At 38.3% G+C, this 17,085-nt stretch carries 14 protein-coding genes; 6 read left to right on the forward strand and 8 right to left on the reverse strand.

The annotated features are described in order from the left end of the window. Window positions 1–9: 9 nt before the first annotated feature. The gene (locus HQN86_RS19505; RefSeq protein ID WP_172662570.1) at window positions 10–1,383 is read right to left on the reverse strand and encodes an MFS transporter; all 1,374 of its coding nucleotides are present in this window, start codon (window positions 1,381–1,383) and stop codon (window positions 10–12) included. 114 nt (window positions 1,384–1,497) lie between these two features. Here HQN86_RS19505 and HQN86_RS19510 point away from each other — a divergent pair, with 114 nt between their 5' ends. Beyond that, a complete protein-coding gene (locus HQN86_RS19510) occupies window positions 1,498–2,130 on the forward strand; it encodes a LysE family translocator (protein ID WP_172662571.1) in 633 nt (210 codons plus the stop codon). Between the two features lie 35 nt (window positions 2,131–2,165). Here the strand turns inward: HQN86_RS19510 and HQN86_RS19515 are convergent, their stop codons facing one another. Together HQN86_RS19515 and HQN86_RS19520 are read right to left on the reverse strand one after the other, a co-directional pair. Further along, window positions 2,166–4,565, reverse strand: a complete 2,400-nt coding sequence (locus HQN86_RS19515) for an outer membrane beta-barrel family protein (protein ID WP_172662572.1) — start codon at window positions 4,563–4,565, stop codon at window positions 2,166–2,168. A 108-nt stretch (window positions 4,566–4,673) separates the two neighbouring features. Then, on the reverse strand, window positions 4,674–5,018 hold the full coding sequence (locus HQN86_RS19520) for a hypothetical protein (protein ID WP_172662573.1): 345 nt from the start codon (window positions 5,016–5,018) through the stop codon (window positions 4,674–4,676). A 142-nt stretch (window positions 5,019–5,160) separates the two neighbouring features. Here HQN86_RS19520 and HQN86_RS19525 point away from each other — a divergent pair, with 142 nt between their 5' ends. Continuing rightward, window positions 5,161–5,721 (forward strand): RNA polymerase sigma factor, encoded by a 561-nt coding sequence (locus tag HQN86_RS19525; protein ID WP_172662574.1) that lies wholly within the window; start codon window positions 5,161–5,163, stop codon window positions 5,719–5,721. Between the two features lies 1 nt (window position 5,722). Next, a complete protein-coding gene (locus HQN86_RS19530; protein WP_172662575.1) occupies window positions 5,723–6,082 on the forward strand; it encodes a hypothetical protein in 360 nt (119 codons plus the stop codon). 11 nt (window positions 6,083–6,093) lie between these two features. Here HQN86_RS19530 and HQN86_RS19535 read toward each other — a convergent pair whose 3' ends face one another. The 4 genes from HQN86_RS19535 to HQN86_RS19550 form a co-directional block, all read right to left on the reverse strand. Beyond that, complete coding sequence (locus HQN86_RS19535) at window positions 6,094–6,612, reverse strand: hypothetical protein (RefSeq protein ID WP_172662576.1); 519 nt, start codon at window positions 6,610–6,612, stop codon at window positions 6,094–6,096. Window positions 6,613–6,753: 141 nt separating this feature from the next. After that, window positions 6,754–6,960: a hypothetical protein gene (locus HQN86_RS19540; RefSeq protein WP_048905896.1), complete on the reverse strand. Its 207-nt coding sequence runs from the start codon at window positions 6,958–6,960 to the stop codon at window positions 6,754–6,756. A 146-nt stretch (window positions 6,961–7,106) separates the two neighbouring features. Next, window positions 7,107–7,556, reverse strand: coding sequence for a DUF1572 family protein (locus tag HQN86_RS19545; RefSeq protein ID WP_172662577.1), 450 nt, complete (start codon window positions 7,554–7,556; stop codon window positions 7,107–7,109). A 7-nt stretch (window positions 7,557–7,563) separates the two neighbouring features. Further along, on the reverse strand, window positions 7,564–8,220 hold the full coding sequence (locus tag HQN86_RS19550; protein ID WP_172662578.1) for an alpha/beta hydrolase: 657 nt from the start codon (window positions 8,218–8,220) through the stop codon (window positions 7,564–7,566). Window positions 8,221–8,330: 110 nt separating this feature from the next. Between HQN86_RS19550 and HQN86_RS19555 the strand changes: the two genes are divergently transcribed. Together HQN86_RS19555 and HQN86_RS19560 are read left to right on the forward strand one after the other, a co-directional pair. Continuing rightward, the gene (locus HQN86_RS19555) at window positions 8,331–8,675 is read left to right on the forward strand and encodes a hypothetical protein (protein ID WP_172662579.1); all 345 of its coding nucleotides are present in this window, start codon (window positions 8,331–8,333) and stop codon (window positions 8,673–8,675) included. Window positions 8,676–8,913: 238 nt separating this feature from the next. After that, window positions 8,914–9,612 carry a DUF2461 domain-containing protein gene (locus tag HQN86_RS19560; RefSeq protein ID WP_172662580.1) on the forward strand — a complete coding sequence of 233 codons (699 nt, stop codon included), beginning with the start codon at window positions 8,914–8,916 and terminating at the stop codon, window positions 9,610–9,612. Between the two features lie 9 nt (window positions 9,613–9,621). On the opposite strand, the gene HQN86_RS19565 is transcribed toward HQN86_RS19560, so the two are convergent. After that, a complete protein-coding gene (locus tag HQN86_RS19565; RefSeq protein WP_172662581.1) occupies window positions 9,622–13,644 on the reverse strand; it encodes a hybrid sensor histidine kinase/response regulator transcription factor in 4,023 nt (1,340 codons plus the stop codon). A gap of 210 nt (window positions 13,645–13,854) precedes the next feature. Between HQN86_RS19565 and HQN86_RS19570 the strand changes: the two genes are divergently transcribed. Next, complete coding sequence (locus HQN86_RS19570; protein ID WP_172662582.1) at window positions 13,855–17,076, forward strand: SusC/RagA family TonB-linked outer membrane protein; 3,222 nt, start codon at window positions 13,855–13,857, stop codon at window positions 17,074–17,076. Window positions 17,077–17,085: the final 9 nt, after the last annotated feature.

The following is a 17,085-nucleotide window of genomic DNA, read 5'->3' on the forward strand; positions in this document are numbered from 1 at the left end:
AAGTGTATTCTACTTTAAATATTTTAAGTTTAAACCAATTATTGCTAGTGTGCTTATTATTGTAATTGTGGCGCTAACAGAGATAGAATGTAGGATTGCGGCACTTCCGCCTACGCCAATAGCTCCAAAAACTGCGACCCCAATAGCTCCGGCAGCTTGCCTTACGGTATTTAATGCAGCAGAAGCAGTACCTGACAATGATTTATCTACGCTGGATAAAATACCGTTAGTCATGGCGGGAACGGCAAGTCCCATACCCATCGGTATAATTAGAAATGGCAGGAATAACTGCCAGTAAGGTGTATTATCTTTAGCTATAAATAGCCCTGCAAAACCAACAGCAAACATTGCAAGACCTATTATAATTGGTTTCCGTATACCAAATTTATTGATTACACGACCGCTGATGAGATTGGAAATAACGAACCCTACAGTTAAAGGTAGAAAAGCCAGGCCAGCGTTGAGCGATGAATAATGGAGTACGTTTTGCAGATAAAGACTGAGTGTAAAAACAGTTCCATAGTAAGCGCCATTTAAAACGGCACCAAGTAAAAGCAGTACGTTAAACGTAGGGGCGTCAAAAAGATGAAGCGGCAGCATCGGGTGATTCACTCTTTTTTCGATAGTTAAAAATGCCACAAGCGTAGCGGCACTAAAAAGCAGGCCTCCAAATATTACCGGATCTTTAAATCCAAAGTTAGGCCATTCTATAATTACCGCAATCAGTGCTGTAATGGAGAGCATCCAGGTAATTTGTCCGGCGATATCAAATCCTTTGTTAACCGAGGTCTTATTTTGTGCCAGACGAAAACTGAACAGGAAACCAGCCAGACAAAGCGGTACATTCACAAAAAAGATATAACGCCAGTTGCTGATCTGGATGAGTAAGCCCCCAACGATAGGACCGGCAGCTATGGCGGCACTTCCTGCCGCGGTCCACAAACCTACTGCACGTACGCGCTTTGCAGGATCATGAGCAAAAGCCTGATTAAGTATGGCAAGAGAACTGGGGATCATGGTGGCCGCACCAACTCCCTGCAGTACTCTAAATGCAATGAGGGTAGCTGCGCTTCCGGCAAATCCACAACCTATAGAAGCGATCCCAAAAATACAGATGCCAAGTTGAAATATACGTTTTGCACCTAAAAGATCGCTTAAATTGCCGGCAGATAGCATAAGCACTGCAAAGGCAAGGGTATAGGCATCTATTACCCATTGTAAGGTAGAAATACTGGCCTGATAGGTTTTGGCAATAGGAGGCAACGCAATATTTACAATAGAAACATCTAGCTGTGCAACTACAAAGGCCAGACTTGTTATTCCGACTATCCAGCCAAAGGGAACGGTATGATTAGGGGAAGTTGTTGTGTTTGATAAACTCATCGCTCGTTTTTGCAAGTGCAAAGGTGCACAGAAAGGACGATTTTTTCTTAGCAGTTTCAGTTTGTTACTTTATTTTAGCAAAAATATTTTCAGAAATACTAAATCTCTTTGACTATGACCGGAATCGATAATTTCAGTGCTTTTATATTGTCAGCAATAATTGTAGTTATTACCCCGGGTATTGATACCATACTGGTTTTAACAAGAAGTATTTCAAGCGGGAAAAAAGCCGGTATGTACTCAGCATTAGGTGTAAGCACGGGCTTACTGGTACATACCTGCGCAGCTGCTTTTGGATTATCACTTATTCTCGCGAAATCTGCTTTAGCGTTTATGATTGTTAAATATTTAGGTGCAGCCTATTTAATTTATATGGGCTATAAGGCACTTTCCAGCAAGGGTGATCGTACAGCGTTAAAATCAATACCAGTTCAATATATAAGAATGGAAAAAATGTTTTGGACCGCTTTTTTAAGTGATGTTCTAAATCCGAAAATAGCCATGTTTTTCCTGGCTTTCCTTCCCCAGTTTGTTTTAACTTCGTCAATAAATAGCCCATTTCCATACCTTATTCTTGGGGTAGTTATCTTTTTGATCACGCTTGCATGGTGTGTTTTTCTGGCGCTGATGGGTGGGAATGTAGCTAAGTTATTTAACCGAAGTCCTAACACTGAAAATTGGCTGAACAAAATCTCGGGAGCTGTATTTATTATTCTGGGAATTAAGGTAGCATTGACAAAGTCATAAGGAATAAAGTAATACGGAATATCAAATGTTAATTCTCAATTAGAAACATCGTCATTTTTAATTCCTCTCCTGGTTTTCCTTACCTCATCTTTTAGCCTTCCAAAATTATAGTTCAGACTGATTCTGTATGAACGGAGATAAGATTGGTTGTGGCTTAGCTCTGTAAAATCGAACCCGGTGGTGGTTGTTTTAAGGGTTCTGAACTTATAAAAGGGATTATTTAATGCTGCTGTTAAGCTTAATTTTCCTTTGATGAGTTCATGGCTGCTGCTGAAACTGGTATTTACTTGTCCTTGTGTTATAGACTGAAATGTTTTGGAAGCAGGGTTTTTTCCAATTACACTGAGGTTTGCGCCCAATCTCCATTTTGGTGTTGGACGATATCCGCCTGTTAAGGTAAAATTGTAAAACAAATCTTTAGAATGTGGTATCACATTTCCTTCAGTTTTAATATCCAAATAATTAAAGCTCCCATTAAAATTAAAGTTCAGACTCTTGGTTACCGTATATCCCAAATTGAGATCTGCTGCCAGAACAGCGCCTTTTCCAATGTTAGCAAATGTATTTCTGGTAATTCCGGACGTCGGATCATAAGTGAAAATTCTGAAATCCAGATTATCAAATAATGAATAAGCTAATCCAACATTAATAGAAACTTTACCATTGTGGTTATATCCTGCAAGTATGTTGTTCACAGACGAGGGCATAAGGTTAGGGTTGCCGGTTGATTCTGTATTTGGGTTACTTCTGTCTACAAAAGGGTTAAGCCTGTTGATGCCAGGGCGTCTTAACCGTTGTGAAAACCCAAAACTAATGTTATCGCCGCCCTTTAACTGATAAGCGATTGATAAAGAGGGAATCAGGTTTAAATAATCCTGAGAAATATCACCATCTACAATGGTTTGCTCAGCACGCAATCCAGCCTTTATCCCAATGTTCTTTCCATAATTGTATGCTATTGAAGTGTAGGCAGAAAACACATCCTGAGAAATCTCAAAATCGTTAGCCTGAAACTGAGCTGCAGAGTAATCAAAATTGCTGCTGTTGTTTCTAAGGATAGCCTTAATGCCCGATTCCAGTCCCCAGTTTTTAAACTTATCGGAGTAGTCAGCTTGTGCAGTATGCTCATTGGAACCGGCGTGATTATTTTGCAGAAATCCGGAATAGGGATAGTTTGTAATTTGACTAAGAATGAGGCCGTTTTGGTCATCACTATTAAAATTTGTATAGCGATAGGATAGGGTTAACGCCCTTGTTTTCTTTGATTTAGAAGAGATCTGATAGTTAACTGAGGCATCTATATAGTCGCTATTGCCATCGTAGGTATTTTGTATGTGATAGCCTTGCAGTAATTCTCCGTTTTGAGTGAGCGATGAGACCTGGTTGCTGAGTTGGGCGTTTTTGTTGCCATTAAGATTGATCTGAGCTGAGATGAGCTGTAGTGGGGTGATTTCATAGCTCACATCGGTTCCAAGATATCCGGTTCTGCCGTCAGATTTATTATCGCCATCTTGAGTTAAGGTTTGAGGGTTATCGCCGATGGCATTTCTAATCAAATTATTTGTTGTGACAGGGGTTTTAGAAAGCGAGCCACCGGTGAATACCGAAGCGATAAGTTTACCAGATTTAAAATTAAAAGATCCACCAGCACCCGGGCCACCTGCAGGAAAACTTTCATTGAGATTTAAAGAGCCATTGTATCCATCGGCGGGTTTTTTGTTAGTTACGATATTGATGATTCCTGCGAATCCTTCTGCATCATATTTTGCTGGTGGATTGGTAATTACTTCGATCTTTTCAATAGTTGATGCAGGCATGCTGCGCAAAACTTCCTTAGGGTTATTCTCGATCATACCAGATGGCCTGCCATTGATAAAGATCTTAAAACTAGTGCTATTTTTAAGTCTGATGTTTTGCTCTGCATCTAGTGAAACAAAAGGAATTTTACGCATCATTTCCAGAACGCTGTTCCCTTTACTATCCGGATCGGCTTGTAGATCGTACACAAGCCTGTCTATCTCTTGAGTGACTATTGGTTTGCTGCCGGTAATGTTTACCCCTTTCAATTGTTTGGTGTCTGGAGATAATAGGACCAAACCCTGATCAACGTGCAGTTTTGTAGTATCCTGAAGAGATATTGCAAATGTTTTGGCCTTATAGCCGATACTCACTATTTCAAGTTTGTATGTTCCAGACGGTATTTGACTTAGTGTAAATATACCGGTGCTGTCGCTTATCCCTGTTTTAACAATTGCATTTGTTGAACTAATGATGTTGATTGTAGCCCAGCCGGCCGGTTTTTTGCTGACGGAATCCATAACCTTTCCGTTCACAGAAAAGTTGGGTATTCTGGTTTGTGCAGCCGATTGATTATAACTTGTTATGATGGCGAAAAAGCCTATGATAAGAAATAAACGTAGTTGGAGGTTTTTCATGAGTTTTGATTTTTGGAGCGCCTTAGGGTTTGGACAGCGCATAGCGCTACCATTGCCCTTGAAGACCTTTTTGTGTTCAGTAAATTAAAGAAGTAGGGTTGGGTTGTTTTAGCCCTGGTCTTTTTCAGATTTCTTAACGAGGAAATAATAAGAAAGGAAACCGGCGGCAATAAAGATCATTTCAATTCCATAAGGCAGGGGAGAATCAACCTGGGCATCGGGAATGTAATTGATAACCACTAAACCTATTCCGCCAAAGAAAAGAATAAGACCCCATTTAAGTACTGCAACCTTATGGTTAAATGATTGGCCCAGTGAGTTTAGTATTTCGGGATTTGTAAGCCCTGAGTTGATTAGACGATTCTTTAAAATGAAGTTGAGAATGGCAATTACAACGATTGCTGTAATAATGAATAATGATATTGAGATGGTTATACTTTCTATGTGGTCCATGATGTCTGTTTTTAAATGTGATTTATTGCCCAAGTAGACACGCCTGCCAATAAAAAGGTTGCAGAAAAATACATCTTTTTAAAATTATTATTTTTTTTGTGGAAACTGCAACATTACACAGCATCCGGGTGTCTACTATACGATGTTAAATGAAAAGGAACTAGTTGCCAAAATATTGCGAGGTGATGCAAGAGCATTTGAAGCTCTGGTTAAGCAGTATGAGAAACTTGTATTTCATGTAACAAGCAGACTAATAAAAAATGATGAGGATGCGACTGATATTTGTCAGGAGGTTTTTATAAAGGTATATCAGGGACTGAATAAATTTGGCTTTCAATCTAAACTAAGCACCTGGATTGCCCGAATTGCTTACCTGACGTCTATTAACCACCTGAGGAAATATAAACAGGAACTGCAAAATAAGAGTGAGGCAGATAATGATGAAATAGATAACTACCACTTTAGCGAGGAGACACCAGAGCGACTTATGATTAAAAAGGATGTTGCAGCTTATGTGCAGCATTTGTTGTTACAGCTGCCTTTGCAATACCGCTCAGTACTTACCTTGTTTCATTTGGAGGAGTTTAGTTACCTCGAAATACAAGAGATCACAGGAATGCCTGAAGGAACCATCAAAAATTATTTGTTCAGAGCAAAGAAATTATTGAAAGAAAAACTGGAAATTTATTTAATAAATGAATGATATGGAAGCGAATGAGAACAGAGAGGACAAAAGGGATCAGAAGCTGGATGAATTATTGGCAACTGCACTGAAAAGTGAACCTGTAAGCAGTTTGCCTTATGGTTTTGCAACAATGGTTACCAGGAAAGTTTTTGCCCAAAAAGTTAAGCCATTTGGTATTAAAACTTATGCGCTTGTTTTTATGGCTATTCTTGGTATTGTAGCACTTTCGCTTACTTTATTGTCGCTGTTTAATCCGCAACTAACCGTAAGCTTACTTGCTATGATTAAACTTGGCAGGTACATACTGGGTTTTATTGTGCTTAGCTTCTTTTTAATTGAATATATTGATCAAAAGTGGGTGAGGGCTTCGCAAACGTAACGGCAGTATAATCAGGCACCTCCGTTAACAAAGAAGCTGAAGCAATCATTTGTAGCAAGGTTAATATGTACGCTGAAATAATTGTTTCCACCATCTTTAAATGCGATGATTTCTTTCTTCCAGGTTTCATCTTTACTCACAGCACTTTTAATAAAACAGTTTAAAAGAATAACCTTTTCGCCGTTTTTATTTTTGTATCCAAGATATTGTCTGAAATACCCTGACGGTGCCTGGATTCTGGTAGAATCTACAATGACACCATCTTTATCGATTTTACTTGTTTTTAGGCACATTTTGAAGATGCGCTCTGCGTTTTCAATATCCTCAGCAGTTGGCATAAACTGGACACTGCCCTCATCGGCATTGGCCGAAGTATCTGGAGCAAAGATTACACCTGTATATTCCTTTGTGGTTATATATTGATTTTTGCTGCCTTCAATAGGGGCTATCGTGTGCGTATCAGCAGACTTATTTTTAAAGTCGCAGCCGGTAATGACCAACAGAAGGATCAGAAAAGATAAAGTCCTCATAAGTATTGCATTACTAATATAACTAAAATGAGTTACTTTAATTCTACAGTTCAGCAATAATATTTAGATATTTATGGGCAAAAAAAAGACCGGACAATTCAATGAGTACATTCAATCATCCGGCCTTCAAATCTAACTCCCCTATAGAGTACGGATAAAACTGAAAACAGTTGCTAGTTGCTTAGATAAAAATTGTGTTGTATCACCAAGAACAGCGTTTACAGTAGTAGTAACATTACCTAATAAAGCACCTAAAGAGCTCCATACTATGCCGCCACCATCAGTTTTTGTCATTTCAACAGAGTTCATTTCTTGAACACCTAAATTGTTTAGTTCTAACTTTTTCATACTTGTTTACAATAAGATAAATTTCCTTACTCGTTAAAGGCCTTTCAGGGTATGCCTGATGCTTAAAAAGCACTAGAACTAATTTAACCATTATTCAAATTGGTATGTTTATTCAATTTGTTCAGTATTAGAAAGCTTAAATTGAGCTAGACATCTAACAGGCGTCTGTGGTAGTTGATTTGACCAAGGTGATAAGCTAAATGTGAGCTGAGGTAAATCAACATGTACTTTACTGATCTGTCATTCTCTAAAACTTTTACCTCCGGATATTCATTTTCCAGGTCTTGTTCGGTTAACTGGTCGATGGAGTCTGCAACTACTTTAATGGTATCCTCAATTTGTTTAATCAATTCATTTCTTGGAACATCCTTTAGTGAAAACTCAAGTTCTCTATTTCTGATATATCCGGTTTTACCAAGTTCTGCACCAATGAAAGTATTCAGGTTTCCCACTAAGTGCAAGCATAAATTACCTGCAGAATTGCTTATCGCATTTTCAGTTCGCCAAATGTTTTTATCGTTCTGATATTGTTCAATTTCAAGCTTTACTTTATTCAGATCTCTTGTAAAGAGGATTTTTAGGGATTCTTTTAACATATTATATTTATAAATCTGCAATTTGTTTTAGTATTAATTTAGAGATGACATCTGCATTGGCATAAACCATAAAATGTCCACCGCCTTCAATCCGTATATCAGGTTTGTTATATCTGAATGGCAATATATTATCGGCCGTTCCATGAATATGGGTTAAATTTATTGGCCTTTCTTTATTCCGCCAGTTTAAGATACAAGTTAACGCCCATTTCATAAAAATAGGGTCACTATCTATCACAAGTTGTTTCAGTAGTTTAATTTCTTCATGTGTTTTAGCGCCAAGGAACTTCAAACCAATGTTGTTCCCTCGTTTTAAAAGGCTGACAGGGATTGCTTTTTGTAAGCTTAAACTACCTGCCATCCGATAGTACCATGGTAATTCCTTAAAAAGGGGTGTACTGGAAATGAGAAAAGTATGTGACGGCTTCAATTGCTTAGAAATTTCAGTAGCCAGCATGCCACCAAAGGATAGGCCAACTAAGTAAAATGGAGAAGAGGCATCTATTTTAGCTGCCAATCGGAGCGCGTATGCCTCGAGCGATTCATTTTTTAATGCAGGAATCCAATCCAGATAAACCAGTTCGAAATTAGGTGGGAAAACAAGCTTTTTAAATGCGCGCCTGTCGGCCCCCAAGCCACTGATGAAATATATCCTTTCTGTCATTGCTGACATAAAATTAATGTATTACCTAATTACGCTGGTTTAAACATTGAAAACTTACAATTTTTATACAATCAGTTGGTGTTTGTAATTGATCTCCTATCTTTATAGGTATGAAGGCTATAAATTTCAATCCAGTTGATTTTGAACCTGTAAGACAAATTGCGCTGCAATTTCCTGACGCTTCGGATAGCTTGTCGCATTATGATACCCCTTCAATAAAAATCAAAAAGAATTTGCTTTGCAGGCTGCACGAGAATGGGGAATGGCTTGCTGTAAGGACGGATTTTGAAAGCAGAGAAAGATTCCTGGAGGAATATCCGGAAAGCTGTTTCATGACACCGCACTATAAAGACTATCCTTATATCTGCCTATACGTAAATAGCTATAGTAGAGAATTGCTAAAGGAGGTACTTGAAACGGGCTTTAAGGCAATTACAGCCAAAAAACAAAAATAGAATTATTTAAATTCGGTCGATTTTTACTATGCACGTATTTAGCTGAAGATTTAATTTCGGGTAATAAAATAATATGAATTTAAATTACGTCTCATGAGTACCTATATCTTATTTAAAGCTGTTTTTATTATCCTGATTCTAAGTTGCCTTGCCGTTATTCTAAGTTTAAGTATGTAGTATTTGCGCAAAAGTGTTCAGCCGATATTCGTTTTGGCGATCGTTTTATTTAGTTTTGCATATGGCAAAGCTTCATTCAAAACCTCAGATACATTCTTCCAGCTTAAATTTTTTAGATCAATTAAAAGAAAACAACAATAGAGAGTGGTTTAACGAGCATAAAGAAGAATTTCTAAAAGAGCAAGCGCTTATAGAAGTCTTTGCTGACGGCTTGTTACAGGACCTAAATGTAGACGATGTAATAGAAACTCCTTCCGGACGAAAAAGCGTGTATCGTATTTATAGGGATACCCGGTTTTCTAAAGATAAAACCCCATTCAAAACCCACTGGAGTGGTAGTTTCAGGCGCGCCACAAAGTACCGCAGGGGAGGATACTATTTTCATATAGAGAAGGGGAATAGTTTTATTGCAGGCGGATTCTGGGGGCCATCGGCACAGGATTTAAAACAAATAAGGGAACATATTGGTTTTGATGCCACGCCATTAAGAGAGATCATACAGAGTGGCTCCTTTATTTCAACATTCGAAACATTGAAAGGAGAGCAATTGAAAACCGCGCCTAAGGGTTTCAAGGCCGATCATGAAAACATTGATTTATTACGATACAAGCAGTTTTTGCTCATTAGAAGGTTTTCTGATGAAGAGGTTTTAAATGAGCGCTTTTTAGCGCAGGCAACGCTAACCTTTAAAAATATGCGCCCATTTTTTGATTATATGAGTGAGATATTGACCACTGACATTAACGGAATTGAAATTTAAGTACTGGGATTAGAGGTTCTTTATATATTCTCGTGGCGTATGACCATATTGTTTTCTAAATTCTCTGCTAAAATATTTTGGATCGTTAAAACCTACCAGATAAGAAATTTCTGATATGGTATACCTATGCTCAGCTAACAGTTGAGCGGCTTTTTTCAATCGAATTGTTTTGATAAAATCATTTACAGAAAGGGTTGTCATTGTCCGGATCTTCTTGTAAAGTACGGGCTGACTCATTCCGATTTTTTGGGCCAATTCGGGTACGCCAAAATTTTCATCAGACAGATGACTTTCAATATAACCCAGGATTTTAGTCATAAATGCATGGTCTGTAGAGTTGATGGTTATGTCTTGAGGCTGTAGGTTTACCTGCTGAACAAATTTTTGGCGCATTGTTGCTCTTGATTGCAATAAGTTACGCACGTTTAGCAGCAACAGATCCATGCTGAAAGGCTTAGTGATATAAGCATCGGCTCCGGTTTCCAGTCCGCTTAACTGATGGATGTGCGATGACCTGGCAGTAAGGAGAATTACGGGAATATGGCTGGTACGTTCATCTGTTTTTAACTTACTGCATAAGGCTAATCCATCCATTATTGGCATCATTACATCGCAGATGATCAGATCAGGTAGCAATTCAATTGCTGTTTCCCATCCCTTAAGCCCATCAACAGATTCCGTTGTGTGATATTGTTTGCCAATAGCACCGGCTATGAGTTGCATAATCTCTGCATTATCTTCTACGATCAGAATGGTTTCCTGGGCTTTGGGGTGTTTATTTTGCTCAGCTGCTTCCTCTTCAACAAATTGTTGTACGTACAGTTTGGACGGGAAGTCTGCACTTTTAACTTCACTAAGTTCGCTTGGCTTAAAGTGCGAATTTCCTTTTTTAAGCTTAACAATAAAGCAAGTATAGCCAGGCTCTTGAGTGGTGGCTGGATTACTTAGGATTTCTATTTTGCCATGATGAGCTTCAATGATGCTTTTGGACAAGGCCAGACCTATCCCAGAACCAATATGGTTAGATTCTTGCTCGTCTACCTGGAAGTAATCACTAAAAAGTTTGTTTTGGCTTTCATACGGAATGCCCTTTCCATTGTCTACAACTTTAATTTCTACGAATTGGTCATATTCATTTATAGATAATGTAATCTTTCCGCCGTTGTTGCTAAACTTAAATGCATTAGAAAGCAGGTTGAAGAGTACTTTTTCCATCTGTGCTTTATCAAAATATACTATGGTTTGGTCATATTGATGGAGAAAATCGTATTGAATGTTACGAGTAATTGCATTGTGCCGAAATGCGAGGAACATCTCATTTGCATATGCGACAATGTTACCCTTAGTTACGTGTAATTTCAGATGACCGGTTTCAGCCTTTCTAAAATCCATTAATTCCGTTATAAGCCTCATTAGCCTGTCGGCATTGTTTTTTATTGGAATAACCTGTTGATGAATTTCCAGATTATCCTGTGATGTTTTAGCAAGGTTTTCTAATGGTGCAAGAATTAATGTTAACGGAGTTCGAATCTCATGGGCGATATAGGTGAAGAAGTTTAACTTCATCTTTTGCACATCCTCTGATCGTTTTAATAATGCACGTATAAAAAGATACCTCACGGTAAGGAAGAGTATGACTGAAAATAGGAGCAGGTAGCATAAATATGCCCACCAGGTAGCCCATAGAGGAGGTAATATGGTGATATTAATGCTTGCTGATGTCTGGCCTGGTGTGCCGTCGTTGTTAACTCCTTTAACTACAAATGTATATTCTCCGGATGGAAGATTAGCATAGCTGGCGTTTGGAATGTCTGAATTGATCCAGTCTTTGTCGTACCCTGCTAACTTATAAGTATATTTATTTTTGTCTGGTCTGATGTAATTTAGCAGGGCAAAACCCAGACTAAAATTATTGTGATTATGTTTGAACCTAAGGTTTTTGGTAGTATTAATATTTTCTTTTAGCAATTGATCCGGGCCATTTACAGCGACAGGTTGGTTGAAAAGCTTTAACTCTGTAAATACAATAGGATCGATATGAGTATTGATCTCTATCTGGTTGGGAAAGAACGAAGTAAGACCATTATAACCTCCAAAAAAGAATTCATTGTTATGGTCCTTAAAAAAGGACCTCATATTAAAGTCGTTTCCTGCAAGGCCATCGCTTTTAGTGTAATTTTTGAATTTTCCGGTTATCGGATTGAGTATTGACAGTCCATTATCCGTGCTGATCCATAAATTACCTCCTTTATCTTCAATAATACCAAGTACATTGTTGTTGCACAAACCATCTTTTTGTGTATAGGTTTTAAATTTCCCTGTTCGGGAATCAAATAAGGAAACCCCGCCAAAATAGGTCCCAAGACAAAATTTTCCATTTGAGGTTTGTATGATACAGTTGATGTAATCTGACTGCAAACTATCGGCATTTCCTTCTTTTTTTGTGAAATACGCTAGCTTTCCCGTTTTTGGATAGTAAAGATGCAACCCTTTGGTTGTGCCTATCCAAATGTTTTTGTCGGCGTCTTCAAAGAGTGTTTGGACATATCTGGAAAGTAGTTTTTTCTCAATGGGGCTTTTTAATGTGTGATCACTAGAACTACTTATATTATTGAGCCCGTCTCTGGAGCCGACCCAGATCATACCACTACTATCTTCAAGTATGGTCATAATATCTGCACTGCCCCGATTGTTACTGGTATCTTTTACATTGGTTATTTGCCGGGTAAAGGTTTTAGTTGCCGGATTAAAAATGCTAATGAGACCTTCGTGCATGCCAATAATCAGGTTGCCGTTCTTTTGCCGCAGGACCGTTTTAACCAGATTAGAGGGTAATGTATTGTTGTTACCGGGAATGGATTTATAATGAGTGTAGGTATTATTGCTACGATTAAAATGGTTGAGCCCACCGCCTTCTGTTCCGATCCAGAGATTGTGGCGGTCATCTTCAACAATTGTGCTGACGATGTTGCTGCTCAGGCTGGAAATCAGTCCACTTGCTCTATAAGTTTTAAAACCAGTAGAATAGGGGAAAAGGGCATCGACCCCACCGTAAAAGCTTCCAATCCAGACGGTGTTACTAACATCCTGAAAAATGCTGTGTAGTGAATTCTGGGTAAGACCTCCATTCTGATCAGGATTGTGTTTGTAATTGGTGAATATTTTTGTTTTGGGGTTTAATATGCTTAAGCCTTCTTGTGTTCCTATCCATAGTGTTCCGTCCTTATTGCAGATGATGTCGCGTATGTCGTTATGAACAAGGGTGTTGATGTTGTTTGAGTTATGGGTGTAGTGCGCGAATGTACCCCTTGTTTGGTATAAGTTTAAACCCTTGTCGGTACCAATCCAGATGTTGTTGGCTTTATCGCTGGTGATACTGGTGATATAGTTAGCACTGATGCTGGTAGAGGAGTGAGCTGAATTTTTGAAGAGGACTGCCCTGGACTGGCCGTTATTTATGGTCATTCGTATTAATCCATAGCCTGTTCCAACCCACAGGTTCTGCTCATGATCTTTAAACAGACTATATATGTTATTTATCCGTTGGTTTTTATCAAGTTTATTAAAACGGAATATTTTGAATTTGCCGCTTTTCCTGTCTAGTAAACCAAGCCCGTTGTAAGTACCTACCCACAGATTTTTCTGAGGATCCTCATAGATGCAATTTATGGTGTCGTTTAGAATTTTGACTTTGATAAAGTTGTCGTTCTTATTATCGTATCGGCTTAGCCCATTAATTGTACCGATCCACAACTGACCAAAGGAGTCGGCCAACAGGCAATCGATTACATTATGAGGTATGCTTTTACTGTCTTTTGGATTGTTGGTATAAATCCTAAACTGAAAACCGTCGTATCTGTTCAACCCTCGTCTGGTACCAAACCATAGAAAATGTTTTTGGTCCTGAGCGATACTTATAACGGAATTTTGAGACAAACCATTTTCCATGCTAAGATTGCTGAAGGCAGCTCCCTTTTGGGCATAGTTATGAAATGGTAAAAGTAGAAGGAAGAAGAGACAAAATGCCTTCATAATCAATTAAAGGTGTGAAAATACTCCTTTAGTTTTGAATTTTCTACCATATGATTTAGAATTTTCATCTTTTTTGAAAGAATTAACAGCCAGTTTTGATTCCATTAAATGCAAACATTATCTACTGAGGGAGGTGATATGAAAACGTTTGCAGAATGAACCACTATAACCAAAACATCAAACTAATCTTTAAACCTAAACAATGAATTCATGAAACCAAAAAATCTACGCTTCTATGCGACTGGACTTATCTGTTGGCTGACTTTCAGTAATAGCATAGTTTTAGACGCACACGCGGAAAGAAAGACTGACCCGCTTAAATTGTCATTACCAAAGACAATTCCTTTTAAAAAGAGCCAGCAGAAAGCTTTAATAAAAGGCCAGGTTGTTGACGCCAGTAACCTTCCGGTACCAGGTGTGAACATTAAGGTAGAAAAATCTAATACCACCACCGCAAGTGATGTAAACGGGAATTTCCAGATTACAGCTAATGTTAATGACGTATTGGTATTTACTGCCATTGGTTTTACCACTAAACGTATTGTTATTGAAAATGAGCATACAAGTTTAAAAGTTGCCCTGCAGGAGGAGAACAATAAACTTAATGAAGTAGTGGTAGTGGGATATGGCGTACAGAAGAAGGCAAATTTAACAGGTGCAGTTAGTCAGATCGATTCAAAGATGCTTGAAAACAGGCCAACGGCAAACCTTGGTCAGGCGCTGCAAGGAGTGATGCCTAATTTTAATGTTAGTATTTCTAATGGCAGTCCTAATGCTTCTGCATCTTACAATATCAGGGGAGCTACTTCCTTTTATAAGGATAAGAATGATGGCAATAAGATTAAGTTTTCATCTGGGCAGCCTTTTACACTGGTGGATGGGATTGAGATGGATCCTAACCAATTAAATCCGGAAGATATAGAGTCTGTTACCTTGTTAAAGGATGCAGCCTCTGCCGCTATTTATGGAGCCAGAGGAGCATTTGGTGTACTTTTGATAAAAACCAAATCTGGCAAAAGCGGACAAACAAAAGTGAATTATTCTAACTCCTTTCAATGGAGCTCACCTACAGCTGTTCCGGACATATTGGATGCTTATACCATTCAGGAGGCAAGTATTAAAGCTTCGGAGCTGGAAGGTATTTCGGCCGGTTCAAATGAAATATTGAAACTGCAGAAGATTAAGGAGTATATGGATGACCCTATAAATAATGAACCTTATTATTTTGCAGATGCCGACGTAAATAAAACCAATATTCTATGGAGAGGCAATGTAAATCCATACAAGGAAGCCTTGTTAAAGTCTTCGCCTATGCAAAAGCATAACTTGTCATTGTCGGGTGGAAACGATAGAACATCATTTTATGGCTCTATCGGTTATCAGGATCAGGACGGATTATACAAGATTAATACAGATAATTTTAAACGTTATAACGCCTTGTTAAATGTAAGTTCAAAAGTAAACCAGTGGTTTAAAATGGATTTCAGAACAGCCTATAACAGTTCAACTTATATAGAACCGGTTAGCCCATCGGGCAAAGGGGGCTGGTGGACAGCAATGTCGCAGGAGCCTAACCGAAATGTCAATATGCCGATACATGTTCCCTCATCTTTAAATCTGCCACAAAAATATACAGATAATATATTGTCTTTTATGGAGTATGGTTCGTCTGACAAGGAAACTAAATCGAATATTTTATTAGCAGCTGCACCAACTTTTACACTTACAAAGGAATGGTCTTTAAAAGGAGACTTTTCTTATCTAAGCAATAGCAACATTCAAAAAACAATTTTGCCACGTTTAGAGCGCCTGGAAAGTACAGTAGGTTCATTTACTGCAGTTCATACTGATCCTGATTATGTTTACCGGTATAATTTAAATTCTAATAAGTACACCATAAATATCTTTACCGATTATGCCAAGACAATAGCGGATAAGCATAATTTTCATGGAACAGTGGGTTTTAACCAGGAATGGTATACCGACCAAAGCGTATCGGCCCAAAGAAACATGATCAATTCAAATGTTCCGGTTCTTGGGCAGGCACAAGGAGAAAGAACAGTAGGCGATAGTGAACAGGAATGGGCAGTTCGTGGTCTGTTTTATCGTTTTACATATAACTATGATGGCAAATATTTATTTGAATCAAATGGTCGCTATGATGGTACTTCTAAGTTCCCTTCTGACATACGTTATAAGTTTTTTCCTTCATTTTCTGCAGGATGGCGCGTAAGCGAGGAATCTTTTGCGAAAGGCATAAAACCATATATCAATGATTTTAAGTTAAGAGCTTCATATGGTAGTTTGGGTAATCAGAACGTAGCCAATTACATATACATCTTAAACTATGGAACGAATAGTCAGCTTCAATACCTATTAAATGGTGTAAGACCTGTGGGGGTTACACCTCCGGGCCTGGTTGATCCGGATTTAACCTGGGAAACAGCAACTACAATTGATTTTGGATTTGATTTGACAGCATTTAAAAACTTTGAAGTCAATTTTGATTGGTACAGAAGAAGGACTTCTGACATTTTAATTGATGGCTTAAAATATCCTTCCGTTCTGGGTGCTTCATCGCCAACCAGAAATTCGGCAACCATTGACACAAAAGGCTGGGAGTTAACAATGAAATACAGAAATTCAACAGGTTTTGGATTAAATTATGATTTGGCCCTTACGCTTGGAGATAGCCAGTCGGAAGTAGTAAAGTTTGATAATAATCCGAACAAGCTGTTAAGCGATCAGTATTTATATGAAGACCAGAAAATGGGTGAGATTTGGGGTTATGAAACCTTCGGGATTTTTCAGACTAAAGAAGAAATTGCGAATTCGCCCACTCAAAAGCTAATTTCATCCGGCCTTTGGTTTCCAGGTGATGTGAGATATAAAGATATTGATGGTAATAACGAGATTAATTTTGGAAATAATACTGTTGGGAATTCCGGAGACAGGAAGATCATAGGGAATAGTACCCCAAGATATCAGTTTGGCTTTAACTCCAATTTTAGCTACAGGAATGTAGACCTGGATATATTTGTACAGGGTGTAGGAAAGAGAGACCTGTGGATTGGAAACAATCTTTACTGGGGAGCTGGTACAACAGGTACATGGGAAACTTACAATAACTCCTGGACTCCGGAGCGTACAGACGCATTTTACCCTGCCTATAAAAATGCGAGCAGGAACAGACAGGTACAAACAAGGTATCTCGAAAATGGTGCTTACCTGCGCATGAAAAATTTAGCATTAGGGTATACACTTCCTAAGGGCTTTACCAATAAAATTAAATTGCAAAGGGTAAGACTTTCTGCTTCTGCCTATAATTTATTTGAATTTAAGAGTGTTCCGAAAACTTTTGATCCTGAATTGGTTGGGATGAACTATCCAATTATCAGATCATATGCATTTGGCTTACAGGCAACATTTTAGGTTAAATAA

The sequence above is a fragment of the Pedobacter panaciterrae genome (assembly GCF_013204795.1).
GTDB classification, from domain to species: domain Bacteria; phylum Bacteroidota; class Bacteroidia; order Sphingobacteriales; family Sphingobacteriaceae; genus Pedobacter; species Pedobacter panaciterrae.

What these genes read in the sequence shown, in the direction of transcription:
- HQN86_RS19505 (WP_172662570.1), bottom strand. Translation starts at nt 1,383, where the DNA reads ATGAGTTTATCAAACACAACAACTTCCCCTAATCATACCGTTCCCTTT.
- HQN86_RS19510 (WP_172662571.1), top strand. Translation starts at nt 1,498, where the DNA reads ATGACCGGAATCGATAATTTCAGTGCTTTTATATTGTCAGCAATAATT.
- HQN86_RS19515 (WP_172662572.1), bottom strand. Translation starts at nt 4,565, where the DNA reads ATGAAAAACCTCCAACTACGTTTATTTCTTATCATAGGCTTTTTCGCC.
- HQN86_RS19520 (WP_172662573.1), bottom strand. Translation starts at nt 5,018, where the DNA reads ATGGACCACATAGAAAGTATAACCATCTCAATATCATTATTCATTATT.
- HQN86_RS19525 (WP_172662574.1), top strand. Translation starts at nt 5,161, where the DNA reads ATGTTAAATGAAAAGGAACTAGTTGCCAAAATATTGCGAGGTGATGCA.
- HQN86_RS19530 (WP_172662575.1), top strand. Translation starts at nt 5,723, where the DNA reads ATGGAAGCGAATGAGAACAGAGAGGACAAAAGGGATCAGAAGCTGGAT.
- HQN86_RS19535 (WP_172662576.1), bottom strand. Translation starts at nt 6,612, where the DNA reads ATGAGGACTTTATCTTTTCTGATCCTTCTGTTGGTCATTACCGGCTGC.
- HQN86_RS19540 (WP_048905896.1), bottom strand. Translation starts at nt 6,960, where the DNA reads ATGAAAAAGTTAGAACTAAACAATTTAGGTGTTCAAGAAATGAACTCT.
- HQN86_RS19545 (WP_172662577.1), bottom strand. Translation starts at nt 7,556, where the DNA reads ATGTTAAAAGAATCCCTAAAAATCCTCTTTACAAGAGATCTGAATAAA.
- HQN86_RS19550 (WP_172662578.1), bottom strand. Translation starts at nt 8,220, where the DNA reads ATGACAGAAAGGATATATTTCATCAGTGGCTTGGGGGCCGACAGGCGC.
- HQN86_RS19555 (WP_172662579.1), top strand. Translation starts at nt 8,331, where the DNA reads ATGAAGGCTATAAATTTCAATCCAGTTGATTTTGAACCTGTAAGACAA.
- HQN86_RS19560 (WP_172662580.1), top strand. Translation starts at nt 8,914, where the DNA reads ATGGCAAAGCTTCATTCAAAACCTCAGATACATTCTTCCAGCTTAAAT.
- HQN86_RS19565 (WP_172662581.1), bottom strand. Translation starts at nt 13,644, where the DNA reads ATGAAGGCATTTTGTCTCTTCTTCCTTCTACTTTTACCATTTCATAAC.
- HQN86_RS19570 (WP_172662582.1), top strand. Translation starts at nt 13,855, where the DNA reads ATGAAACCAAAAAATCTACGCTTCTATGCGACTGGACTTATCTGTTGG.